Annotated in this window: 22 protein-coding genes; 10 read left to right on the top strand and 12 right to left on the bottom strand. The window is 73.5% G+C overall.

Translation table 11 applies throughout. The annotated features are described in order from the left end of the window. Nucleotides 1-12: 12 nt before the first annotated feature. From mshA to B124_RS04495, 7 genes are all read right to left on the bottom strand, one after another. Nucleotides 13-1,380, bottom strand: a complete 1,368-nt coding sequence (gene mshA, locus B124_RS04465; RefSeq protein WP_496501311.1) for a D-inositol-3-phosphate glycosyltransferase — start codon at nt 1,378-1,380, stop codon at nt 13-15. A 393-nt stretch (nt 1,381-1,773) separates the two neighbouring features. Continuing rightward, entirely contained in the window at nt 1,774-2,616 is an 843-nt protein-coding gene (locus B124_RS04470) for a class I SAM-dependent methyltransferase (protein WP_496501312.1), read from the bottom strand. Between the two features lie 66 nt (nt 2,617-2,682). After that, a complete protein-coding gene (locus tag B124_RS04475; protein WP_496501313.1) occupies nt 2,683-3,321 on the bottom strand; it encodes a hypothetical protein in 639 nt (212 codons plus the stop codon). Between the two features lie 7 nt (nt 3,322-3,328). Next, on the bottom strand, nt 3,329-3,985 hold the full coding sequence (locus B124_RS04480; protein ID WP_496501314.1) for a hypothetical protein: 657 nt from the start codon (nt 3,983-3,985) through the stop codon (nt 3,329-3,331). Continuing rightward, a complete protein-coding gene (locus B124_RS04485; RefSeq protein ID WP_496501315.1) occupies nt 3,973-5,175 on the bottom strand; it encodes a putative T7SS-secreted protein in 1,203 nt (400 codons plus the stop codon). The genes B124_RS04480 and B124_RS04485 overlap by 13 nt, the downstream gene beginning before the upstream one ends. Further along, a complete protein-coding gene (locus tag B124_RS04490) occupies nt 5,172-5,444 on the bottom strand; it encodes a hypothetical protein (RefSeq protein WP_496501316.1) in 273 nt (90 codons plus the stop codon). Before B124_RS04490 ends, B124_RS04485 begins: the two co-directional genes overlap by 4 nt. Before the next feature lie 118 nt (nt 5,445-5,562). Further along, nucleotides 5,563-6,870: an MDR family MFS transporter gene (locus B124_RS04495; protein WP_496501317.1), complete on the bottom strand. Its 1,308-nt coding sequence runs from the start codon at nt 6,868-6,870 to the stop codon at nt 5,563-5,565. 140 nt (nt 6,871-7,010) lie between these two features. On the opposite strand from B124_RS04495, the gene B124_RS04500 reads away from it, so the two are divergent. Then, nucleotides 7,011-7,769, top strand: coding sequence for a phosphoglyceromutase (locus B124_RS04500; protein WP_496501318.1), 759 nt, complete (start codon nt 7,011-7,013; stop codon nt 7,767-7,769). A 482-nt stretch (nt 7,770-8,251) separates the two neighbouring features. On the opposite strand, the gene phoU is transcribed toward B124_RS04500, so the two are convergent. Further along, a complete protein-coding gene (gene phoU / locus B124_RS04505) occupies nt 8,252-8,929 on the bottom strand; it encodes a phosphate signaling complex protein PhoU (RefSeq protein ID WP_496501319.1) in 678 nt (225 codons plus the stop codon). Between the two features lie 171 nt (nt 8,930-9,100). Here phoU and phoR point away from each other — a divergent pair, with 171 nt between their 5' ends. After that, nucleotides 9,101-10,387 carry a two-component system sensor histidine kinase PhoR gene (gene phoR / locus B124_RS04510; RefSeq protein WP_496501320.1) on the top strand — a complete coding sequence of 429 codons (1,287 nt, stop codon included), beginning with the start codon at nt 9,101-9,103 and terminating at the stop codon, nt 10,385-10,387. Nucleotides 10,388-10,484: 97 nt separating this feature from the next. Continuing rightward, nucleotides 10,485-11,165: a two-component system response regulator PhoP gene (gene phoP, locus B124_RS04515; RefSeq protein WP_496501321.1), complete on the top strand. Its 681-nt coding sequence runs from the start codon at nt 10,485-10,487 to the stop codon at nt 11,163-11,165. 91 nt (nt 11,166-11,256) lie between these two features. On the opposite strand, the gene B124_RS04520 is transcribed toward phoP, so the two are convergent. Next, entirely contained in the window at nt 11,257-12,012 is a 756-nt protein-coding gene (locus B124_RS04520; RefSeq protein WP_496501322.1) for a hypothetical protein, read from the bottom strand. 556 nt (nt 12,013-12,568) lie between these two features. Here B124_RS04520 and B124_RS04525 point away from each other — a divergent pair. From B124_RS04525 to B124_RS04555, 7 genes are all read left to right on the top strand, one after another. Then, nucleotides 12,569-13,051: a CarD family transcriptional regulator gene (locus B124_RS04525; RefSeq protein WP_496501323.1), complete on the top strand. Its 483-nt coding sequence runs from the start codon at nt 12,569-12,571 to the stop codon at nt 13,049-13,051. A gap of 660 nt (nt 13,052-13,711) precedes the next feature. Next, a complete protein-coding gene (gene ispD / locus B124_RS04530) occupies nt 13,712-14,521 on the top strand; it encodes a 2-C-methyl-D-erythritol 4-phosphate cytidylyltransferase (protein ID WP_496501324.1) in 810 nt (269 codons plus the stop codon). Then, nucleotides 14,511-15,071, top strand: a complete 561-nt coding sequence (gene ispF, locus B124_RS04535; protein ID WP_496501325.1) for a 2-C-methyl-D-erythritol 2,4-cyclodiphosphate synthase — start codon at nt 14,511-14,513, stop codon at nt 15,069-15,071. Before ispD ends, ispF begins: the two co-directional genes overlap by 11 nt. A gap of 321 nt (nt 15,072-15,392) precedes the next feature. Then, on the top strand, nt 15,393-16,793 hold the full coding sequence (gene cysS, locus B124_RS04540) for a cysteine--tRNA ligase (RefSeq protein WP_496501326.1): 1,401 nt from the start codon (nt 15,393-15,395) through the stop codon (nt 16,791-16,793). A gap of 100 nt (nt 16,794-16,893) precedes the next feature. Next, a complete protein-coding gene (rlmB, locus tag B124_RS04545; protein ID WP_496501327.1) occupies nt 16,894-17,847 on the top strand; it encodes a 23S rRNA (guanosine(2251)-2'-O)-methyltransferase RlmB in 954 nt (317 codons plus the stop codon). Nucleotides 17,848-18,045: 198 nt separating this feature from the next. After that, nucleotides 18,046-19,752: a DoxX family protein gene (locus B124_RS04550; RefSeq protein WP_496501548.1), complete on the top strand. Its 1,707-nt coding sequence runs from the start codon at nt 18,046-18,048 to the stop codon at nt 19,750-19,752. A 236-nt stretch (nt 19,753-19,988) separates the two neighbouring features. After that, entirely contained in the window at nt 19,989-21,227 is a 1,239-nt protein-coding gene (locus tag B124_RS04555; RefSeq protein WP_496501328.1) for an IS110 family RNA-guided transposase, read from the top strand. 138 nt (nt 21,228-21,365) lie between these two features. On the opposite strand, the gene B124_RS04560 is transcribed toward B124_RS04555, so the two are convergent. The 3 genes from B124_RS04560 to B124_RS04570 form a co-directional block, all read right to left on the bottom strand. Then, the gene (locus tag B124_RS04560) at nt 21,366-22,088 is read right to left on the bottom strand and encodes a nucleotidyltransferase family protein (RefSeq protein ID WP_496501329.1); all 723 of its coding nucleotides are present in this window, start codon (nt 22,086-22,088) and stop codon (nt 21,366-21,368) included. Nucleotides 22,089-22,168: 80 nt separating this feature from the next. Next, nucleotides 22,169-22,582, bottom strand: coding sequence for a hypothetical protein (locus B124_RS04565; RefSeq protein WP_496501330.1), 414 nt, complete (start codon nt 22,580-22,582; stop codon nt 22,169-22,171). A gap of 261 nt (nt 22,583-22,843) precedes the next feature. Then, nucleotides 22,844-23,980 (bottom strand): ABC transporter ATP-binding protein, encoded by a 1,137-nt coding sequence (locus tag B124_RS04570; RefSeq protein WP_496501331.1) that lies wholly within the window; start codon nt 23,978-23,980, stop codon nt 22,844-22,846. Nucleotides 23,981-24,069 lie beyond the last annotated feature (89 nt).

Consider the following 24,069-nt stretch of genomic DNA (forward strand, 5'->3'; position numbering starts at 1 on the left):
GTGCCCGCTGCCTCAGCCATGCGGCGATCGTAGGCGACCGGGCGCGCCGCCCACGCGCGGCGGTACGCCGCCGGGGTGCCCGGCGATGGCGGCGGCGTACACGTCGGCCGTCGCGCGGGCGGCGGCATCCCAGCCGAAGCCCGCCGCGTGCCCGGCCGCCGCCGCGCCCATCAGGTCGGCCAGCGCCGCGTCGGCGGCCAGCCGCCCCAGCGCGTCGGCGAAGTCCGCCGGGTCGTGGCCGTCGACCAGCAGCCCCGTGGCGCCGTCGCGCACCGCGACCGGCAGCCCGCCGACCGCCGCCGCCACCACGGGCGTCCCGCACGCCTGCGCCTCCAGCGCGACCAGCCCGAACGACTCGCTGTACGACGGCATCACCAGCACCGAAGCCGCCCGGAACCAGCGCGCGAGCGCCTTCTGTGCCACCGGCCGCTCAAACCTCACGACGTCGCTGATTCCCAGCCGCGCCGCCAGCTTCTGCAGCGACTCCGGCTTGGCCAGCCCGCTGCCGCTCGGCCCGCCCACCACCGGCACCACCAGCCGCTCGCGCAACGCCGGCGTCCGGTCGAGGAGCAGCGCGACGGCACGCAACAGCACGTCGGGGGCCTTCAGCGGCTGTATGCGGCCGGCGAACAGCGGCACGAAGGCGTCCTGCGGCAGCCCGAGCGCGGCGCGCGCGTCGGCGCGGGCGTCCGTGCGGGTGGTGCCCGGATCACCGGGGCGGAAGACGTCGAGGTTCACGCCGGGGCGCACGATGGCGACCCGGGCGGGGTCGGCGTCGTAGTGGTGGATCAGGTCGTGCGCCTCGTCGTCGGTGTTGGCGATGAGCCGGTCCGCGGCCCGTACGACCTGGCTCTCGCCGATGACGCGGGCGGGCGGCTCGGGGCTGTCGCCGGTGGCGAGGGCGGCGTTCTTGACCTTGGCCATGGTGTGCATGGCGTGCACCAGCGGCACGCCCCAGCGCTCGGCGGCGAGCCACCCGACGTGGCCGGAGAGCCAGTAGTGGGAGTGCACGAGGTCGTAGTAGCCGGGCCGGTGGCCGGCCTCGGCCTGCATGACGCCGTGCGTGAACGCGCAGAGCTGCGCGGGCAGATCCTCCTTGGCCAGCCCCTCGTACGGCCCGGCGGCCACGTGCCGCACGAGCACCCCGGGCGCCAGCTCGACGGCGGGCGGGACGGCGGCGGTGGTGGCGCGGGTGAAGACCTCGACCTCGACGCCGATCTCGGCGAGCCGCCGGGCCAGCTCGACGATGTAGACGTTCATGCCCCCGGCATCGCCGGTGCCGGGCTGGTGGAGGGGGGAGGTGTGCACGGAGAGCATGGCGACGCGACGCGGTCGCCGGTGCCGCGCGAGCGCGCGAAGCCGGGACAGGTGGTGGCTCACGGCTGCTGGTTCCTCCTCGGAATCGCCGTTCTCCTCTCCGTGATGGGGTGAACACCGGGGGTGGCGGTTTCATTCCCGAGGAGGTGGCGGGGACGGCCGGGGGAGGCCGGCTCGGGGCGGGCGCGCTGCCGTGGGCAGGACGCGGCTGGACGGCTGGGGTGTGCCGGGCGCGGTGAGGCGGTGCGCACCGTGCCGTGTGCCCGTACGGCGAAGGCGCCCGAGGCCGGCCGGAGGCGGGCGCGAACGGCGGGGCAGGGCGCGGGGAGAGGCTGGGCGGGCGCCGCCGAACACGGGGTGCGCGTCCGGGCGCAGGGGTGCGCCGCCGGACACACCCATGCGCGGTCGGCTCCGCGGAGCCGGCCGGTGCCGCGGCACGGCGCGGCCCGCGCGCCGCTACGCCCGCCAGCCGCGGGGCGCCAGCGCCCGCCAGGCCACCGTCAGCTCCCCCTGGCGCCAGCGGCCCGGGCCGTCCGTCAACGGCCAGTCCGCCGACAGCGCGCTCGCCGTACGGATCCAGCGCTGCCGCGCACCCAGCGGCGCGTACGGCGCCGCCGACGCCCACGCGCGGTCGAAGTCACGCAGGAACGCGTGCACCGCCTCCCCCGCGACGTTGCGGTGGATCAGCGCCTTCGGCAGCCGCTCCGCCAGGTCCGAGGGCGCGCCGAGGGTCGCCAGGTGGGCGGCGAAGGTGACGGTGCGGGGGCCTTCCGGGCCCAGCGCCACCCAGACGTGCCGCCGCCCCGCCTCGTCGCAGGTGCCCTCCACCAGCAGCCCGTCCGGGCCGAGCCGTGCCGTGAGCCGCGCCCACGCCGCCGGGACCTCCTCCTCGCCGTACTGCCGCAGCACGTTGGCCGCCCGGATCAGCGCCGGGCGGACGCCGCCGGGGAGCGGTATCTCGAAGCCGCCGCGCAGGAACGTCAGCCCCTCGCGCGCGTACGGGCGCGCCGCGGCGACCCGCTCCGGTTCGATCTCCACGCCCGCGACCTCGGCCGCGGGGCAGGCCGTACGGAGCCGTTCCAGCAGCTCGACGGCGGTCCAGGGGGCGGCGCCGTAGCCGAGGTCGACGGCGACGGCCCGGCCCGCGGCGCGCGCGGTGCGGCGCAGGGCGGCGCCGTGGGCGGCGGTGATCCAGCGGTCCATGCGGCGCAGCCGGTTGGGGTTGGTCGTTCCGCGGGTCGCGGAGCCGACCGGCCGGGAGCCGGACGCGGGGCGCGCGGGCCGCTGCTGGGACGCCATCCGTCCAGCGTACGAGCCGGCCCCCGCGGGCCCCGGACACCGCATCCGCCCGGGCCAGGGGGCGCGTCAGCGGAGGACCCGTACGCCGGCGGCCTTCAGTGCGGCGACGAGTTCGCCGCGGCGCGGGGTGCGGAGCTGGATCGCCTCGCCCGTGTGCAGGTGGATATCCACGCAGCCCTGGGCCGGCCACGTCCCCGGCTGGTCCACCGCGCCGAACAGCGCCGGGAGCGGTAGGTCCAGCGCCGCGCCGTCCGCGCCGCGGAGCAGCAGCGCGTCCGCCGTGACGGCGACCGCGCCCGGACGCTGCGGGCCGCGGTCCCACGCCGCCGGCTCGGTGGCGTACGCCGGGACGGTGTTCAGCCCGTAGAGCACGGGCACGGGCCCTGCCGCCCTCGCCACAGCACCGCTCAGCGCCGCGCGTGCCGGGGCCGCGGCGGCGGTGAGCCGGCGGTCCGCCCGGCGGCGTACGGCCAGCGCGCCCGGCAGCAGCAGCGCCACCACCCCCGCCGCGATCCCCGCCGCCACCGCGACGTTCGCGGCGCTGCGCGGGCGCACCACCGCCAGCACGCAGAACGCCGCCACCCCCGGCGCGGCCAGCGCGGCGACCAGCGGCACCCGGCTCCGCCGCGGCGCCTCCGGCTCCGGCCGCGCCAGCAACTCCCGCATCAGCCGCCGGTTGCGCGCGACGATCTCCGCCGGCGTCACCGAGCCGCTATCCCGCGGCCCCGTACGCATCCGCCGCCTCGGCCACGAACGCCGACCGGCCCGCGATCACCGCGACCAGCCCCGCCAACTCCCCCGCCTGCAGCGGGTTCAGGCTCGTGCCGATCACCAGCAGGCCCAGCCCGCCGCCCACCGGCGTGGCCAGCGCCCCGGCCAGGCCCACCTGCACGGGCCCCTCGCCGACGCCCTCCACCTCCGCCACGGCCGCCGCCGGCAGCGCCGGCTGTGCCACGAAGCCGAAGCCCATCCCCATGTCCGTCGCGTACGCCTCCGTGTACGCCGGCGCCACCTTGTAGTGCTCCGCGAACACCGCCGTCATCAGCTCGCCCAGGTCCAGGTCCGACGGGCTCTCCGGCACCTCGACGACGCCCGCGAACACCAGCCACGCCGCCTGCTCCCCGCTGCTCGGCAGCGGCGCCGTGACGATGCCGTTCATGAGCACCCCGTCCGCGTACAGCATGTCGTGCCACGCCAGCAGCGCGTCGGTGAACTGCTCCCGCCGCTCCGCCGGCGTCTTCGGGTACGTCAGCCGCACCAGCTCCGCGCAGCGGGCCCGCGTCGCCTCGCGGTCGTCGCCGTCGGCCATCAGGTCGAACCAGTCCACGGGCGCGTACAACTGGATCCGGCCGGGGGTCAGCGTGCCCATGGCGCCACCGTGTCCTTGTTCGTCAGTGCGCCGAAGTCCCAGGTGACGAGCTTCTTTGCGGTGTCGATGGTGTCGTGCGAGCCCTCGGCGGTGAAGACGTTGCCGGTCCAGGTGGTGAAGTACTGCCCGGTGCGCATGCCGAACTCGCGCACGCTCATGCTGTACGAGGCCCCGCGCGCCAACTGGAAGTAGCCCTGCGGCAGCTCCATGGCCGGCAGCTTGCCGCCGAGCTGGGCGACCATCCGCGTCGGCTGGTTGCTCGCCTTCGCGGCGGCCAGGATCTCGTCACCGAAGCGCGCGCCGATCTTGCCGAGGCCGAAGCCGATGGCGTCCATGATGACGTCTTTGGTGGTGAGGGCCTTGAGGAAGCTGCCGGTGGTGCCGACCGCGGAAAGGTAGTGCGCGACGAGCGCGACGCCCGCGAGCGCGAGCGAGGCGGCGCCGAGGAACTGCAGCCCGGGGACGAGCGCGAGCAGTCCGGTGACGGTGCTGAGCAGGCCGGCGATGTCGCCGAGCGTCTTGAAGAGCGGGGCCAGCTCCGCGAGCGTGCCCATCGGGTCCATGACGGCCTGGCCGATGGCCTCCAGCGCCCCGCCGACCGCGTCGCCGACCTTGTCCCAGAAGCCGGGCTCGTTGGGGGCGATGTCGAGGGCCTTCTTCAGCCGGGTGGCGGCGTCGCGGCCTTCCTGCTCGTAGTCGTCCTGGAGGCGGTGCGCCCGGCGGCGTACGTCGGCGAGCGGGTCCTCTTCGGACGCGGAGCCCGACTCCGCACCCTCCTTCCCGCCCTTGCCGTCCTTCCCGCCCTTCCCGCCCTCCTCCTCTGCTTCCTTGCGCGCCTCCGCTTCCGCGGTCCGCTTCAGCTCGGCGGCCTCTTCTTCGAGCTTGTCCGCCGCCCGCTGCTGGCGGTCGATGTTCTCGGCCCAGTCGGTGAGGACCGTACGGGCCGTGGAGAAGGCGCTGTACGCGTCCTTGACCTTGGGGCGGAACTCGTCGGCGAGCAGCGCCCGGAAGGCGTCGGCGGCCTTGCCGCGCCAGTCGCCCTCGTCGGCGCCTTCGAGGACCTTGCATATCTCGCCCAGCGCGTCGGAGGTGCGGCGGACGGTGGCGGCGGTGTCCTTGGCTATCTCGTAGTCGCCGGGGCACGGGACGAATCCCAGCGTGGGGAAGTCCGCGGCGGTGGGTGCGCTCATTTCTGCTCCGCCGCCTTGGACAGCTCGGCGGCGAGGTCCCTGTCGAGGTCGGCGAAGCCCTTCTCGATCTGGTCGAGCGCCTCGGTCGCGCCCTTGGCGAATTTACGCAACTGTCCGAACCCGTACGACCACTCGTCGCCGAACTCGTCCATGCGTCTCTCCAGTGCGCTCGCCCCCATGGCCTTGGCGTCCACGTCCGCCATCGCGCGGGCCGGCTTGTCCAGTACTTCGCCGATATGGGCAAGGTTGTGGCGGACGCGTTTAAGCATGGCGTTGTCGATGTACAGGTCGGACACGTGCGTTCCCCTCGGACCGGAACGGCGGCTTTCTGGGGGCTAGACGCTACCGGTGTGACGCAAGTGGTTTCTACAGACGCCTGTCTGACGGTTAATCAATGACGTTTTCGGCCGGTTTCATGACCTCTTTCGCGGCCGGAGCCGCGGCCGGTGCCGTCACCGGCTCCGCCGCCGGAACCGGGTCCTCCTTCGGCAGCCCCCGCATCAGCAGCGCGTACCCCGCCGCCGCCACCGTGCCCACCGCCGCGCACCCCGCCCACAGCCAGTCCGCCCCGGCGGCGTCGATGACCCACCCGCCCAGCAGCGGGGCGGCGAGCGCGGCGACGGCCCAGGAGGTGGTGTACATGCCCTGGTAGCGCCCGCGGCCGTGGACGGGGGAGAGGCGGACGACGATGCTGGTCTGCGTCGGCGCGTTGACGATCTCGCCGAGGGTCCAGAAGCAGATGACGAGCGCGTACACGGCGACCGACCCGGCGAAGGCGTGGAGCCCGAACCCGTAGCCCGTCAGCAGCGAGGAGAGGACGAGCAGCGCCCGCGGGTCGCGGTGCTCGATGAACCGGGTCACGGGGATCTGCAGGACGACTATCAGGACGCCGTTGACGGCGATGGCGAGGCCGAAGTCCGAGCTGGAGAAGCCCTGGTCGCCCATCGCCACCGGCAGCGAGACGTACGCCTGCATGAACACCAGCGAGATCAGGAACGACAGCCCGACGACGCCCATGAACCGCCCGTCGCGCACCACCGTGCCCAGGCTCACGGACTCCGCCGCGCCGTCCTCGGCGCCGGCGGCGGTGGCGGGCTGCTCCGGCCGGGACTCGGGCAGCTTGACGAAGACGAGGACCGCGCAGGCGAGGGTCATGGCGCCCTCGATGAGGAACCCGGCGCGGTAGCTGTACTCGGCGATGAAGCCGGCGCCGGTGGAGGAGACCGCGAAACCCAGGTTGATCGCCCAGTAGTTGAGCGAGAAGGCCCGTACGCGGTCCTCCGGCGGGACGATGTCCGCCATCATCGCCTGCACCGCGGGCCGGGAGGCGTTGGACGCCATGCCGACGGCGAAGGCGACGGCGGGGATGGCCACGGGGTGGGTGGTGAAGCCGAGCGCGGTGACGGTCACGGCGGTGCCGGACTGCGCGAGCATCAGCGTGGGGCGGCGGCCGAGGCGGTCGGCGAGCACGCCGCCGCCGAGCGAGGAGACCACGCCGCCGAACCCGTACAGCGCGGCCACCAGCCCGGCGTACGACGCGGAGTGGCCGCGCTCCTGCGTGAGGTAGAGGGCCATGAAGGTGGCGACGAAGCCGCCGAGCCGGTTGACGAGCGTGGAGGTCCACAGCCACCAGAACTCGCGGGGCAGGCCCGAGACGGTCTCGCGGGCGGCGCGCCCGATGCGGGTGACAGCCACGGCGGAACCCCCGGATGTAAGTGGCACGGCAGATGAATGGATGTTACGAAGCGGGGTCGCCGTATCGCCACCGGATTGACGGCTGCCGTCAATCCGGGCCACCGGGGGCCGGATCCGGCCGCTCGATTAGGCTCGGAGCCATGGCCGACGCACCGTACAAGCTGATCCTCCTCCGCCACGGAGAGAGCGACTGGAACGCCAAGAACCTGTTCACCGGCTGGGTGGACGTGAACCTCACCGACAAGGGCGAGAAGGAGGCGGTGCGCGGCGGCGAACTGCTGCGCGAGGCCGGCTGGCTGCCGGACGTCGTCCACACGTCGCTGCTCAAGCGCGCCATCCGTACCGCCAACCTGTCCCTGGCCGCCTGCGACCGGCACTGGATCCCGGTCGCGCGCTCCTGGCGGCTCAACGAGCGGCACTACGGCGCGCTCCAGGGCAAGGACAAGGCGCAGACCCTCGCCGAGTTCGGCGAGGAGCAGTTCATGACCTGGCGCCGCTCGTACGACACGCCCCCGCCGCCGATCGACGACGACAGCGAGTTCTCGCAGGCGCACGACGCGCGCTACGCGCACATCCCCAGCGAGCTGCGGCCGAAGACCGAGTGCCTGAAGGACGTGCTGGAGCGGGCCCTGCCGTACTGGTACGACAGCATCGTGCCGGACCTCCAGGCCGGGCGGACGGTGCTGGTCGCGGCGCACGGCAACAGCCTGCGGGCGCTGGTCAAGCACCTCGACGGGATCTCCGACGCGGACATCCCGGGGCTGAACATCCCCACCGGCATCCCGCTGGCGTACGAGCTGGACGCCGACCTGCGCCCGGTCGGCAGCGGCGGCACGTACCTCGACCCGGAGGCGGCGGCCTCGGCGATCAAGGCCGTGGCGAACCAGGGCAAGAAATAAGCGGACCGCGCACCGGACACACGTAACCGCAGCCCCTGCCCGGCATCGTCAGGGCAGGGGCTGCGGGCGTCTGTCGCAGGCTGCGTCTCGCGGTTCCGCGGTTCCGCGGCTTCGCGGTCTCAGCCGCAGCTCCCGCCGCAGCTGCACGACCCGCCCGACTGGCAGCCGCAGGAGCAGCCGGGGCCGCAACTGCAGGAGCTCAACTTCGGCAGCGGGGTCATCTTCGGGCGCATCCGCGGCGGCCGTGCCGTGGCGCGCGGGTCGGCACGGGTGCGGGAGGTGAACTCTTCCGGCATGCGGACCTCCTAGCAGAGTGTTCCCTTCCACCGGGAGGCTGCCCCGGCGGCCGGGGCGCACATGCGGGCGCGCGGATGCATCTGCCGCCCTCGTACGGCCGTACGTCCCGGATGCCGCGCCCGGCGCGTGAGCCGCCCGCGGGCGCGCCCGGCGCGCGCGGGTCCCGTGCCCCCGCGCTCCGGCCGCTACGCCCCTTCGACCGGCGCCGTCGGGCTCAGCTCGTCGGCGTGCTCGCCGGTCACCAGATACACCACGCGGCCCGCACAGGACACGGCGTGATCGGCGAAGCGCTCGTAGTAGCGCCCGATCAGGGTCACGTCCACCGCGGTCTCGATGCCGTGCTTCCAGCGGTCGTCCATCAGGTGCTGGAAGATCTTGCGGTGCAGGTAGTCCATCCTGTCGTCGTCCTGCTCCAGCTCCAGCGCCAGGTCGACGTTCTTGGTGGTGATGACCTCCGCGGCCTTCGCCATCAGCCGCTGCGCGAGCTGCCCCATCTCCAGGACCGTGGCGTGCAGGTCGTCCGGTATGCAGCGGCCGGGGTAGCGCAGCCGGGCGAGCTTGGCGACGTGCTGGGCCAGGTCGCCGGCGCGCTCCAGGTCGGCGCTCATCCGCAGGGACGTCACCACGATCCGCAGGTCCGTGGCCACGGGCTGCTGCCGGGCGAGCAACTGGATGGCCCGCGTCTCCAGCTCGCGCTGGAGGTCGTCGACCCTCTCGTCGCCCGCGATCACGCTCTCGGCGAGCTGCAGGTCGGAGTCGAGCAGCGCTGCCGTGGCACGGCCCATGGCGGAGCCGACCATCCGGGCCATGTCGACCAGGCCCTCGCCGATCGAGTCCAGCTCCTCGTGGTAAGAGTCGCGCATCCCAGTGTCCCGTCCGTCCTCTATGCCGATTTATGCAGCATCCACCATGCAGGGGACGACGCGCCACTTAGTGAATCGGGACCGACCTGAGAGTGAACTCTTGGCAACCAGTGTTCGAGACCGCACCCGGATGGCTGTGGAAGGGGTCCGCGAGGTGCCTAACCTGGAGTCATGGACGTGAACGCGGCGGTCGCCGCGGCGGCAGCGCTCGCCGGGCTGTGCACCGGCGTGATCGCCGTGCTCGCGTTCCGGTGGAGCGAGCGCGAGCAGGCCAGGCCCACGCGCACCTCGCTGCACACGGAATCGGTCCTGCCGCCCGGCGTCGACACCGTGCTCTCCGTTCTGCGCTCCTCCGCCGTCGTGCTCGACGAGGACGAGGCCGTCGTCAAGGCCAGCTCCGCGGCGTACGCCCTGGGGCTGGTGCGCGGCGGCCGGCTGACGGTGGAGCCGATGCTGGCCATGGCCCGCGACACCCGGCGCGACGGCGAGATCCGGCAGGTCGAGCTGGACCTGCCCCGGCGCAGCGGGCGCATCGCCTCCGGAGGCGGCGCGCTGGCGGTCTCCGCCCGCTCGGCGCCGCTCGGCTCCCGGCTGGTGCTGCTGCTGGTCGAGGACATGACCGAGGCCCGCCGCATCGAGGCGGTCCGCCGCGACTTCGTCGCGAACGTCAGCCACGAGCTGAAGACCCCGGTCGGCGCGCTGTCCCTGCTCTCCGAGGCGGTCATGGACGCCGCCGACGACCCCGAGGCGGTGACGCGCTTCGCCGGCCGCATGCAGGGCGAGGCGACCCGGCTGACCAGCCTCGTACAGGAGCTGATCGACCTCTCCCGGGTGCAGAACGACGACCCGCTGGAGGGCGCCGAGCCGGTACGGGTCGACGAGCTGGTCGGCGAGGCCATGGAGCGGTGCCGGCAGCAGGCCGGCGCCAAGCAGATCACCATCGCCACCGGCGGCACGGCCGGGCTCCACGTCTGGGGCCACCGCGGCCAGCTCGCCGCCGCCCTGGGCAACCTGGTGGAGAACGCCGTGAACTACAGCCCGGCCCGTACCAGGGTCGGCATCGCGGCCCGCCGGCTGCCCGCCACGGGTGGCGACGTGATCGAGATCGCGGTCACCGACCAGGGGATCGGCATCTCGGAGAAGGACCGCGAGCGGGTCTTCGAGCGCTTCTACCGGGTCGACCCGGCGCGCTCGCGGGCCACCGGCGGGACCGGTCTCGGTCTCGCCATCGTCAAGCACGTGGCCGCCTCGCACGGCGGGGAGGTCACGGTGTGGAGCGCTGAGGGCCAGGGCTCCACGTTCACCCTGCGGCTGCCCGAGGCCGCACGTCCGAAGAGCGGCCGGCCCGACACCGGCCGCAGCGGAGCTCTCATCGGCCCGGAGGACCTCGACGGCGAGGACCGGCTCCGGTACGACGGGACCGACGCGTCAGACACAGCTCCGGAGGTCATTCCGTGACCCGCGTGCCCACCGCCGGGCGCGGCCTCATCGCTCGCCGCCCGGCCCTCTCGTCCCCTTCCACCCTGTGCTGTCCGTCCCCCTCGGAGGTCAGAGCGTGACCCGGGTTCTTGTCGTCGAGGACGAAGAGTCGTTCAGCGACGCACTGTCGTACATGCTCCGCAAGGAGGGCTTCGAGGTGGCCGTGGCGGTCACGGGCCCCGAAGCACTCGACGACTTCGACCGCAACGGCGCCGACCTGGTGCTGCTGGACCTCATGCTGCCGGGGCTGCCCGGCACGGAGGTGTGCCGCCAACTGCGCGGCCGGTCGAACGTCCCGGTCATCATGGTGACCGCCAAGGACAGCGAGATCGACAAGGTCGTCGGGCTGGAGATAGGGGCTGACGACTATGTGACGAAGCCCTTCTCCTCACGGGAGCTGGTCGCGCGGATCCGCGCGGTCCTGCGCCGCCGCGGCGAACCGGAGGAGGCGGAGCCGGCGGCCCTGGAGGTCGGCCCGGTGCGCATGGACGTCGACCGGCACGTCGTGACGGTCGCCGGCGCCAAGGTCGACCTGCCGCTGAAGGAGTTCGACCTGCTGGAGATGCTGCTGCGCAACGCCGGCCGGGTGCTGACCCGGATGCAGCTCATCGACCGGGTCTGGGGCGCCGACTACGTCGGCGACACCAAGACCCTCGACGTCCACGTCAAGCGGCTGCGCGCGAAGATCGAACCGGACCCGGGCGCGCCGCGGTATCTGGTGACGGTCCGCGGCCTGGGCTACAAGTTCGAGCCGTAGGCGGGCCTGTGCGGCGGGTGCGCGTGCGCGTGCGCCGTACGGAACGAACGGGCACCCGGCCCCGGCGCGCGGCGGCGCCGGGGCGTACCGCTTACTGCTCGATGACCGGGCTGTCGGAGGCCGTGGCGCCGTCCGTGCCCGGGGTGCCCTCGGCGGGGTCCGCCGTGGCGTCGGGGTCGGCGGTGTCCGTGTCCGTGTCCGTGTCCGAGGGAGCCTCGGTGCCGTCCGTGCCCTCGGTGCCGTCCGCGTCCTCGGCGGCGTCCGTGCCCGTGCCCGCGTCCTCGCCGGGCTCGGCGTCCGGGGAGGACGTCGCGGTGTCGGTCTCCAGCGGGCTCGGCGACTCGGTCGCGGCGAAGTGCGCGTAGTCGCCGTCGTCACCGACGACGAACGCGGCGATCCGTACCTCGCCCTCCTCGCTGAACTCGAAGGAGAGCTTCTTCGTCGTCCCGTGCCCGGCGTCGTGCCCGTCGGGCAGGACCGCCGAGGCGTTGCCCTCGCCGCCCAGCATCACCGAGCCGCCCGCCGGCACGACCACGCCGCCCTGCCCGTCCTCTCCGGCCAGCTCCAGGTCCCGGCCCCCGTTCGTGAACGTCAGCCGCTCCAGCGTCTGGTCCTGGCCGCCGTTGTTGAAGATGCGGGCGGAGACCGCGGCCGGCCCCTCCGTGTCCGCCGGCGGGGTGATCACCACCGCGTTCTGGATCCGGATGTCGCCCGCGGTGACGCGCGCGTTGTCGGGGTTGATCTTCAGGGTCTCGGCGTTGTTGCCCGTCCCGCAGGCGGTGAGGGCGGCGAGCGAGAGAGCGAGGGTGGTCGCGGCGAGCGTGCCGCGTCGAATGCTGCTGCTCACGGCGGCGGCATCTCCTTGGACGTGAAGGCCGGTTCGGCTTGGCTGCGGTGACGTTGGTGCTGGAGGGAACAGTACCGACCCCGTTTCGGGGGCACGGACCCGACCCGCCTGTCACCCGCCGGGCGCCTTCGCACCGGTCCGCGCGTACGGCCGTGCTAATGCCCGGCAATATCCGCGCGGGAAGTGGCGGGGGAACAAGCAAGGGAACACCGGCTGAGCGAGAACGCGGATATCGATCACTGCCCGTGTGATCAATTCCGGAATCCGGCCGGATTCGTTCGTGATCGGCCGAACGGAGCAGCGCGACTTCACCGGCCGACTCCGACAAATCGGGACGATCGCCGCCCTGTCGAGTCTTCCGGTGGCGGGTGACCTTCGCGTTTCGGGTTTCGTGCAGAGGCCACCTCACCTGCGGAAACCATGATTCCGGTGCCGGGCGAAGCACGTTCCGGGGGCGCTTGTCAAGCCCCGAGACGGGCTCTGACCTGCGAAAACGCCATTCAGAAGCGGCCTGGGTCGTGTTACCCTGGATAGCCACGGAAGGGGTACCTGTCACATGACGTTCAAGGTTGGCGACACCGTGGTCTATCCCCATCATGGGGCCGCGCTGATCGAGGCCATCGAAACTCGCCAGATCAAAGGTGAGGACAAGACCTACTTGGTGCTGAAAGTCGCGCAGGGCGACTTGACGGTGCGCGTGCCGGCGGACAATGCCGAGTTCGTCGGGGTACGCGATGTGGTGGGCCAGGAAGGGTTGGAGCGGGTCTTCGAGGTGCTGCGCGCACCGTATGCGGAAGAGCCCACCAACTGGTCCCGGCGGTACAAGGCGAACCTGGAGAAGCTCGCTTCGGGTGACGTGATCAAGGTCGCCGAGGTCGTCCGGGATCTGTGGCGCCGGGAGCGCGAGCGCGGTCTCTCCGCCGGAGAGAAGCGGATGCTCGCCAAGGCCCGTCAGATCCTGGTGAGCGAGCTGGCGCTGTGTGAGAGCACGAACGAGGACAAGGCGGAAGCGCTGCTCGACGAGGTGCTGGCGTCCTGAACGGCGCCTGACGGCGTCTCACGTCACGCAGGCGGTGCCCTTGGGTGCCCGTGGCCGTGACGGCCGCTGCATCGCCCGGTTGGGTGCTGCCGTGGCTGCCCGGTGAGGTCGCTCGGCAGTGATCGCGCAGAGGTGTTCGCTCGGCTGTGTGTCCGGCGTCGGCGGTGCTCGCCGTCGTCGTCGAGCGCTGGCTGGTTCAGCGCTGGCGTTCGCCGTTGCCGGTTCAGCGCCGCTGGTTCGGTGCCGGTCGTCGGCCGCGTGCCGTAAAGGCGCTCGCTCTCCGTCGCTGTCGGCCCGTGCCGTCGGCCTGCGTCGCTCTCGGCCCGTCGCCGTCAGCGCTGCCCGGTCACGTGCTTCGTGGTCCGTCCGCTTGTCCCCGCTCGTCCTTTCACGTCCGTCCGACGGCCTGGAAGCGTGCCGGGTTTCTGGGACAGTCGTAGGCTCCCGCGCCGCGCGTGCGTATGCTCGCGTGCGGCGCGCCGGGCCGACGGCTGTCCCGCTTTCACGTGGACACGCCGTGCCGGGCCCGGGTAGCTACTGCGACCATGTGCGTCACGGAAGGGGGTCGGCAGCGAGCTCCGCGGTGGGGGCACGAAGCACGTGCCCGGCACGCTTTTGGCCATACCCATGTCGTCCAAGGACACAAACCTGAACACCGCAATGTCTCCGTCAGGCTCGTCTGACTCGCCCGCCGCGTCCGTACGTACCCGGCCCGGCGACCCGGACCCTTCCGGTCCGCACAGGTGCGCCGCGGTGATCCCCGCCGCCGGCCGCGGAGTGCGGCTCGGCCCCGGCGCGCCCAAGGCCCTGCGCGCCCTCGGCGGTACGCCGATGCTCGTGCACGCCGTGCGCGCCCTCGCGCGCGCCCGTGCGGTGTCCATGGTCGTCGTCGTCGGCCCGCCCGATGAGGCGGCGCAGGTGCGCACCCTGCTCGACGACCACCTGGAGTACCTCGACGGGACCGAGGTCGTCGTCGTCCCCGGCGGCGACACCCGCCAGGACTCCGTACGGCTCGGGCTGGCCGCACTCCCCGACGACGTCGACGTCGTGCTCGTGCACGACGCCGCGCGCCCGCTGGTCCCGGTGGACACCGTGGATGCCGTCGCCGAGGCGGTACGGGCCGGGGCGCCCGCTGTCGTACCGGCGCTGCCCGTCACCGACACCGTCAAGCAGGTCGTGCCCGGCGGCGAGCCGGGCGGCCCGGAGCCGGTCGTCGCCACCCCCGAGCGGGCCGCGCTGCGCGCCGTGCAGACCCCGCAGGGCTTCGACCGCCGGGTGCTGACGGAGGCCCACGAGCGGGTGCCCGCCACCGGGGAGGGCGCCACGGACGACGCCGGCATGGTCGAGCGGCTGGGCGTGGAGGTCGTGCTCGTACCCGGGCACGAGGAGGCGTTCAAGGTGACACGGCCGCTGGACATGGTGCTGGCCGAGGCCGTACTGGCGCGCAGGAGGGCGACGGATGCCTTCTGACGGCACCGTGGTCGGCGCGGGCGCCGGTGCGCCCGGTGCATCTGCGCCCGGTGCGCCCGGTGCGTACGGCGTGCTGCCGCGCATCGGCGTCGGCACCGACGTGCACGCCTTCGAGGCGGGGCGCGAGCTGTGGTGCGCGGGCCTGCTCTGGGAGGGCGAGAGCCAGGGCCTGGCCGGCCACTCCGACGGCGACGTCGCCGCGCACGCCGCCTGTGACGCGCTCTTCTCCGCCGCCGGCCTCGGGGACCTCGGCGCGCACTTCGGCACCGGCCGCCCGGAGTGGTCCGGCGCCGCCGGCGTCGTGCTGCTGGGCGAGGCGGCCCGTATCGTGCGCGCGTCCGGCTTCCGCATCGGCAACGTCGCGATCCAGGTGATCGGTGTGCGGCCGAAGATCGGCAAGCGGCGGGCGGAGGCGCAGGAGGCGCTGTCGGCCGCGGCCGGGGCGCCGGTGTCGGTCTCCGGCACGACGACCGACGGCCTCGGGCTCACCGGCCGCGGCGAGGGCCTGGCGGCCATCGCCACCGCGCTCGTCCTGCCGCCGCCGGGCTGACCCCGCCCCGCGGCCCCGCGGCCCCGCGGCCCCGCGGCCCCGCGGCCCCGCGCCCCGCGCCCCGCGCCCCGCGCCCCGCGCCCCGCGCCCCGCGCCCCGCGCCCCGCGCCCCGCGCCCCGCGCCCGGTGTCCGGTGTCCGGTGTCAGTGGGGCGGCCTACCCTAGGGCGGGTGTGGGGGCTGAGGGTGCTTGGGCGCTGGGACGGCTGGTGGGGCTGGGACGGCCCGGGGTGGTTCAGAGGGCTGGGAGGCCGGGGTGGTTCAGGGTGGCTATACGCGGGCTGCGGCGACCGGGGTGTCCGGGTCCTACTACCCTTGAGGAGTGACCATTCGCCTGTACGACACCAGCGCCCGGCAGATCCGTGACTTCACCCCGATCACCCCGGGTTGCGTCTCGATCTACCTGTGCGGCGCCACCGTGCAGGCCGCCCCGCATATCGGGCACATCCGGTCGGGGCTCAACTTCGACATCCTGCGCCGCTGGCTGCTCCACCGCGGCTACGACGTGACGTTCGTCCGCAACGTCACCGACATCGACGACAAGATCATCGAAAAGTCCGCCGACCAGGGCCGCCCCTGGTGGGCCATCGGGTACGAGAACGAGCGCGCCTTCAACGCCGGCTACGAGGCGCTCGGCTGCCTCCCGCCCACGTACGAGCCCCGCGCCACCGGGCACGTACCCGAGATGATCGAGATGATGCGCGCGCTCATCGACTCCGGGCACGCCTACGCCGCCGACGGCAACGTCTACTTCGACGTCCGCTCGTACCCGGACTACCTCGCCCTGTCCAACCAGGAGCTGGACAACCTCCGCCAGCCCGAGGGCGAGGGCGAGACCGGCAAGCGCGACCAGCGGGACTTCGCCATGTGGAAGGCCGCCAAGCCCGGCGAGCCGTCTTGGGAGACCCCCTGGGGCCGCGGCCGGCCCGGCTGGCACCTGGAGTGCTCGGCGATGGCCCACAAGTACCTGGGCTCCCGCTTCGACATCCACGGCGGCGGCATCGACCTCGTCTTCCCGCACCACGAGAACGAGATCGCGCAGTCCAGGACGTCCGGCGACGACTTCGCCGACTACTGGCTGCACAACGCCTGGGTGACCATGAGCGGCGAGAAGATGAGCAAGTCGCTCGGCAACTCGGTGCTCGTCTCCGAGATGGTCAAGCGCTGGCGCCCCATCGTCCTGCGCTACTACCTGGGCACCCCGCACTACCGCTCCACCATCGAGTACAGCGAGGAGGCCCTGCGCGAGGCCGAGGCCGCGTTCGCGCGTATCGAGGGCTTCGTGCAGCGGGTGACCGAGAAGGCCGGGGAGCCCGTCGCGCCGGCCGCGGAGGTGCCGTCCGCGTTCGCCGAGGCGATGGACGACGACCTCGGGGTGCCGCAGGCGCTCGCCGTCGTGCACACCACGGTCCGGCACGGCAACGCCGCCCTGTCCGCCGACGACAAGGAAGCCGCCGTCGCCCGCCTCGCCGAGGTACGCGCCATGCTGGGCGTGCTGGGTCTCGACCCGCTTGACGCACACTGGACGGGGACGGCCGGCACCGACCGCGGCGCGGAGCTGCACGGGGTCGTCGACACGCTCGTCCGGCTGGTGCTGGAGCAGCGCGAGGCGGCGCGGGCGCGCAAGGACTACGCCGCGGCGGACGCCCTTCGCGACCAGCTCCAGCAGTCGGGCCTCGCCATCGAGGACACCCCCGACGGGCCGCGCTGGACGCTGAGCTGACAGCAGAGCCGGGCGTACGCGCCCGCGTGTGCCGCCCGGCGGACCGGGCGGCACACTCATGACGTAGCGAACGACGAACGCAGGAGCAGGTGGAACCCCCATGGCCGGGAACAGTCAGCGCCGAGGCCGCAGAACGGCGAGCAAGAAGGGCGCGACCAAGGGCAGCGGCGGCAAGGGCCGCCGCTCCCTGGCGGGCAAGGGCCCCACGCCGCCCGCCGAGCAGCGCCCCGGGCACGCCAAGCAGCGCGCCGCCAAGGCCCGGTCGAAGCGGGCCGCCACCGCGCGTCCCGCCGCGCGCCGCGGCGGCAAGGGCAGCAGCGAGCTGGTCGTCGGCCGCAACGCGGTGTACGAGGCGCTGCGCGACGGCGTGCCGGCCACGACGCTGTACGTCCAGCAGTACGTCGACAGCGACGACCGCGTCCGCGCCGCCCTCCAGCTCGCCGGCGACCGCGGCGACGTCCACCTGATGGAGGCGCCGCGCCCTGAGCTGGACCGGATGACGGACGGGCTGAACCACCAGGGCCTGGTGCTCCAGGTCCCGCCCTACGAGTACGCCCACCCCGAGGACCTGCTCGACGCCGCCGCCGAGGACCCGGCGGGCCTGCTCGCCGTCGCCCTCGACGGGGTCACCGACCCGCGCAACCTCGGCGCCGTAGTCCGCTCCGTCTCCGCCTTCGGCGGGCACGGGGTCGTCATCCCGGAGCGGCGGGCGGCGGGGATGACGGCGGGTGCGTGGAAGTCGTCGGCGGGCACGGCGGCGCGTACGCCGGTGGCGCGGGCGACGAACCTGACCCGCGCGCTGGAGACGTACCAGAAGGCCGGCGTGATGGTCGTCGGGCTCGCCGCCGACGGCGAGGCCGAGCTGCCGGACCTCGACCTGCTGGACGGGCCGGTGTGCATCGTGGTCGGCAGCGAGGGCAAGGGCCTGTCGCGGCTGGTGAGCCAGACCTGCGACGTACGGGTACGGATCCCGATGCCGGGCGGCGCCGAGTCGCTGAACGCGGGCGTCGCGGCGGGCGTGGTGCTGTACGAGGCGGCGCGCAGGCGGGCGTGAACACCGAAGGGGGCGGCGCGCGGCGAATCGACACGAGCCCCCGCGAACGGTGTGTTTGACGGGCCTCCGACACAAAAGGCCCGTGTCAGGCAGTGTCCAATCGCCGCGTCACTCGGTTAGTGGAGTGTGGACACCAGAACACCGCCTGCCCCCACGGGTGGTCGCGCCCAGGAGCCCGAGGACACCGGCCGGCTGACGATGGTGCGGGTGCCGAGCGAGCCCACCCGGATCAACGTCGACAGCCCGAGCTTCCGGGTGCAGCTCGGGCCCTCCTCCCACCGGATGCTCGCCGCGGCGGGCGCACCGCTGTACGGGGGCGTCGGGCTGGCGCCGGCACCGGCCTTGGTGGGGGCGGGGGCGGGGGCGGGCGCCGGGGCCGCGGGGGCGGGGCGGCGGGTGCCCGTGGTGTGGACCGGGCGCGCCGACGACACCGCCGCGGGCCGGCTGCTCCAGGCCATCCCCCGGGACGACGCCGGCCGGCCCGCCGCGGGCGGCGCCGACGCGATGGCGACGCAGCTCCTGCCCCGCACCGCCGACGCGACGCAGGTGATCCCGGCGGACGCGACGCAGGTGCTCCCGTCCCTCGCCGACGACGCCACCCACCGCCTGCCCCGCATCGACGGCACCGGCGTGCCGCCGGGCGGCGCCGGGGATGCCACGCCGGCGCTCGGGCGCGTCCCGGAGCCCGCCGGTCCGTACGCCGGCGGCCGGGGCGGCCCCGACGGGCCGTACGACCCGTACGCCGAGCCGGGCGAGCCGGGCGCAGCCGGCGCCGGCACCCGCGCCGGCCAGGACGACGGCCGCCGCACCCAGCGCCACGGCGCCGACCCGGTACGGCACGCCTACTACCCCGGCCGCCGGATGAACCTCGGCGTCGTCCTGCTGCCCCTGCGCATCGTCCTCGGCCTCGTCTCCCTCTACGCCGGCATGGGCAAGCTCAGCGACCCGCAGTTCTTCGACGGCGGCGAGCGCGGCTCGATCCGGAGCTGGCTGGCGCGGATGGACCCGTGGTTCCTCGCCGAGCCGCTGTACGACATCGGGCTCGCGCACCCCGTCGGCACCGGGCTGACGGTGGCGTTCCTCCAGATCATCGTCGGCGTGCTGACGATCTGCGGGCTGTGGCAGCGGCTCGCGGCGGCCATCGGCGGGCTGCTCGCGCTCGGGTTGCTGGTGACGGTGGCGTGGCAGCCTTCGTCCGCGTACGACGCGACGGACGCCCTGTTCCTCGCCGCCTGGTCCCCGCTGGTGATCGCCGGCGCCCCCGTCTACTCCCTCGACGCCCGCCTCGCCGGCGAGGCGTGGCGCACGCTGGGGCCGCGCTCGGAGCTGTGGGAGCTGCGCCGCCGGGTGCTGCGCCGCGGGACGGTGCTGGCCACGGTGATCGTGGGGCTCGCGCTGCTGGTCGGGTCGATGCTGGGCGCGGCGGTGCGGTCGTCGAGCACGGTACGGGTGCCGGGCCCCGACGAGCCGCCCGTCAACCACCTGCCGGGCACCCCGCTGCCCGCCACGCCCGGCGGCAAGGCCCGGGGCGGCGACGCGGGCTCGGCGACCCCGTCGCGGGACGGCTCCGCGGAGCCGGGCGGCGAGGCGTCCTCGCCCGCCGCGAGTGCGGGGCCGGGGACGAAGGAGGCGGGTCCGGCGACGGAGCGGGGCAGCGACCCCCCGGGGCAGCAGCCCGCGGCGCCCCCGGCGTCGCAGGCGCCGCCGCCCCCGTCCGCCGAGAACCCGGCGCCGCCGCCCTCCGACGCGGGGTCCCGCACGGACCCGGGCGCGGGCGCGGGTCCGGCGGAGTCGGGCGACGGGGGTGCGGGGAGCACGGGGGGCGGCAGCCCGTCGGGCGGTGAGCCGACGGGCGGGGACGGGGAGGAGAAGCCACCGGGGCTGGTGGGCGGACTGCTGGGTTAGTAATCCGAGCCCCTGGCGGGGCCACCCTGAGCGGGTGAAAATCGGTGTGTGGTCGTCCGGCGGACGTCGACCGCCAATGGCGTGATCCGAGCCCGAGGGTTAGTAGGACGCTGGGGGTCCCTCGACAGGCACCCGGAAGTGTTGCTTCGAGCACGCGTATTAGAGTCTTCCGCCTGCCGGACCCCTGCCGGACGGTCACGTGCTCGCGGCCGAGGAGCGAAGGGGGTGCCGGGGCAATGGACGTACTGCACGAACGCTGTGCGGGGATCGACATCAGCAAGGCGGACGTGAAGGTCACGATCCGCGTGCCCGGCACCGGCAAGCGGCGCCGCAAGGAGACCCGTACCTTCTCCACCATGACCCGCGATCTGCTGGCGATGCGGGACTGGCTGCTGGCCGAGGGCATCACGCTGGTCGGCATGGAGGCCACCGGCATCTACTGGAAGCCGGTGTTCTACCTGCTGGAGCACGAGATCGAGTGCTGGCTGCTCAACGCCCGGCACATGAAGGCGGTCCCGGGCCGCAAGACCGACGTCAAGGACGCCGAGTGGATCGCCGAACTCGTCGAGCACGGCCTGGTCCGCCCGTCGTTCGTGCCACCGGAGCCGATCCGCCAGCTGCGGGATCTGACCCGCTACCGCACCGAGGTGGTCCGCGAACGCACCCGGGAGGCCCAGCGGCTGGAGAAGCTCCTGGAGGACGCCGGGATCAAGCTGTCGTCCGTGGCCAGCGACATCCTCGGTGTCTCCGGACGGGCCATGCTGGAGGCCCTGATCGCCGGCGAGCGGGACCCGCAGGTGCTCGCCGAGCTGGCCCTGGGCAGCATGCGCGGCAAACGCCCGCTGCTCACCCAGGCGCTGACCGGCCGCTTCGGTGACCACCACGCGTTCCTCGCGCGGGCCATGCTGGACCGCATCGACGCCTGCACCACGACCGAGTCCCGGCTCACCGAGCGGATCGAGAAGCACGTGGCGCCCTTTCGCCGCCAGCTCAAGCTGCTGACCACGATCCCCGGCATCAGCCCGCGCACCGCCCCGGTGATCCTGGCTGAGACCGGTGCGGACATGGCCCGCTTCGCCAGCGCCGGCCACCTGGCCTCCTGGGCCGGCGTCTGTCCCGGCAACCACGAATCGGCAGGACGACAGCCCACCGGCAAGACCCGGCACGGCAACCCCTGGCTGAAGGCCGCCCTCGGGCAGGCCGCGGTCTCCGCCGCCCGCACCAAGGACACCTACCTCGCCGCCCGCTACCGACGCATCGCCGCCCGCCGCGGCAAGAAGAGAGCCCTGGTCGCCCTGGAGCACTCCGTCCTCATCGCGATGTGGCACATGCTCACCCACGACACCGCATACGCCGACCTCGGCGGCCAGTACTTCCTCGAACGCACCGGCCGCACCCGCCAGACCCGACGGCTCGTCGGCCAGCTCAACCAACTCGGCTACCAAGTCACCCTCCAGCCAGTAGAAGCCGCCTGAACTGCGGACACAATCAAGGTCACGGGATTTTCGTATTAGGCGGGTGGCGTACGGGCCGGGGGCGGACCCCGGCCCGTACGCCCGTACCGTCCGCGAAGCCCGGCCCGTACAGCCCTGGCTCCTGCTTCGCGCGGCTCCCTACCCCCGGCGCAGCTCCTTCGCCGCCTCCGTCAGGTCCTTCGCCGTGTCGATGGCCCGCCAGTACGCCCCCTGCGGCAGCGGGAAGCCCGCCAGCCGCCGCTCACGCGCCAGCCGCGGGAAGGTCGTGCGCTCGTGGTCCCCGCGCTCCGGCAGCAGGTCGCGGAAGGCGGCGGAGAAGACGTACACCCCCGCGTTGATCAGGTACGGCGACGGCGGCGCCTCGATGAAGTCGATAACGTGCCCGAACTGGTCGGTCTCCACCGCGCCCCACGGCATGTGGGGCCGCGCCAGCGCCAGCGTGGCGTCCGCGCCCCGCTCCTGGTGGAACGCGGCCATCGCGGGCAGCGAGAACCGGGTCCAGATGTCGCCGTTCGTCGCGTACCACGGCTCCTCGGGCCGCGGCAGCGACGCCGCCGCGAACTTCAGCCCGCCGCCCCGGCCCAGCGGCTCCTTCTCGACCACGCAACTCACCTTCAGCGGCAGCTCCGTGGCCTCCAGCCACTTCTGCAGCACCTCGGCCAGGTGCCCGCAGGACACCACCGCGTCCGTGACGCCCTCGGCCGCCAGCCACGCCAGTTGGTGCCCGATGATGGGCACGCCGGTGCCCGGGATCTCGACCATCGGCTTGGGGCGGTCGTCCGTGTACGGACGAAGCCGTGACCCCTGCCCCCCGGCAAGGACCACGGCTTGAGTGGGTAGTGCTGCTGCGGCTGCGGTCATACCCCGCACCCTAACCGGCCGGTAGCAAAAGGCCGCGGGTGCGGGGGCCTCCGCTGCCGGCCGGCAGGTGTCCGACGTCCCTACTGGGCCGTGACGACCCCGGACGCGAACGCGGTGTCGCACACCGGGCGCGAGAACGACTGCGCGCGGGCGACCCCGTACTTGGCCACCGCCGCCTCGCCGAGCGCGCGGGCGATCCCGGCGCAGTGCCGTGCGAGCGACGGCCGGGCGTGCACCTCGCGCTGGAGCTGGGTGAGCGCGACGCCCGGGTCCTTCTCCTGCAACTCCGCGATGAGGCGGTCCCGGAGCACCTCCTGCGGGGCACGGGCGCCGGACTTCGCGGCGGAGCTCTCCGCGGAGGCGCTGAGCATCCGGGCGTCGGCCGAGGGCGAGGCCCAGGGGACGGTGGCGACCGCGAGCGTACCCGACAGCACGAGTACGACGGGGAGGACGAATGCGATGGTTCTGCCGATACGGCGGGCTGCCTGTTTCACGAGGGCGATGGTAGCGAGCGGTAGTGATTCGGCGACATGGAGTCACCCTTACGGGCACGGTTGGCCGGGAAGTTCGAATTCCGTGTTGACGTGGACGTCGAACGAAGTGCCGGACTTTCCGACGCACTTGCCGCTGCGCGACCCGGTGTCCGTACGGTCCGGGGGCGGATTCCGTACGGGCCGGAAACGCGGAACGGCGCCGCACCCACGCGAGGGTGCGGCGCCTTCCGTACGAACTGCCGGGCGGTGCCGCCCAGTCCGTCAGTCGGTGAGCCGGGCGCCGGAGGAGGTGGAGAACACGTGCGTCTCGCCGGAGCGCGGGACGATGTGCAGCGTGGCGCCCTTGTCCGGGACGGCGCGGCCGGAGACGCGGACGACCAGGTCCTTGTCCTCGCCGCCGACGTTGGCGGAGCCGTAGACGTAGGCGTCGGCGCCCAGTTCCTCGACGACGTTGACGGTGACCGCCAGGCCGGCCGGGGCGTCGCCCGACTCCTTCGACAGCTTCTTGTCCGCGGGCGCGTCGCCGTTGGCCAGGTCGAAGTGCTCGGGGCGGACGCCGACGGTGACGGTGGTGTCGCCCTTGTCGGACGCGGCGGACAGGGCCTCGCGGCTGACGGGCACGACGCTGTTGCCGAACTTGACGCCGCCGTCGGTGATCGGGACCTCGACCAGGTTCATCGCCGGGGAGCCGATGAAGCCCGCGACGAAGAGGTTGGCCGGCTTGTCGTACATCTCGCGCGGCGTGGCGACCTGCTGGAGCAGCCCGTCCTTGAGCACCGCGACCCGGTCGCCCATGGTCATGGCCTCGACCTGGTCGTGGGTGACGTACACGGTGGTGACGCCGAGGCGGCGCTGGAGGCCGGCGATCTGCGTACGGGTCTGGACGCGGAGCTTGGCGTCGAGGTTCGACAGCGGCTCGTCCATGAGGAACACCTGCGGCTCGCGGACGATCGCGCGGCCCATCGCGACACGCTGCCGCTGACCACCGGAGAGCGCCTTCGGCTTGCGGCCCAGGTACTCGGTGAGGTCGAGGATCTTGGCGGCGTCCTCGACCTTCTGCCGGATCTCGGTCTTCGGCACGCCGGCGATCTTGAGCGCGAAGCCCATGTTGTCGGCGACGGTCATGTGCGGGTACAGCGCATAGTTCTGGAACACCATGGCGATGTCCCGGTCCTTCGGGGGCAGGTGCGTGACGTCGCGGTCGCCGATGTGGATGGTGCCGGAGTTCACGTCCTCCAGACCCGCGAGCATGCGCAGGGAGGTCGACTTGCCGCAGCCGGAGGGGCCGACCAGGACGAGGAACTCGCCGTCCTCGATGGAGATGTCCAGCTCGCTGACCGCGGGCTTTTCGGAGCCCGGGTAGATCCGGGTGGCCTTGTCGAACGAAACCGTTGCCATGGTGTTTCCCTTCACCGGCAGGAACGTGCCGGACGATCCGAGTAAAGGATGTGGTGTAGTCCACTGGGTGAACCCTGGCGCCGACCGTA

Source organism: Streptomyces sp. CNP082 (assembly GCF_059570535.1).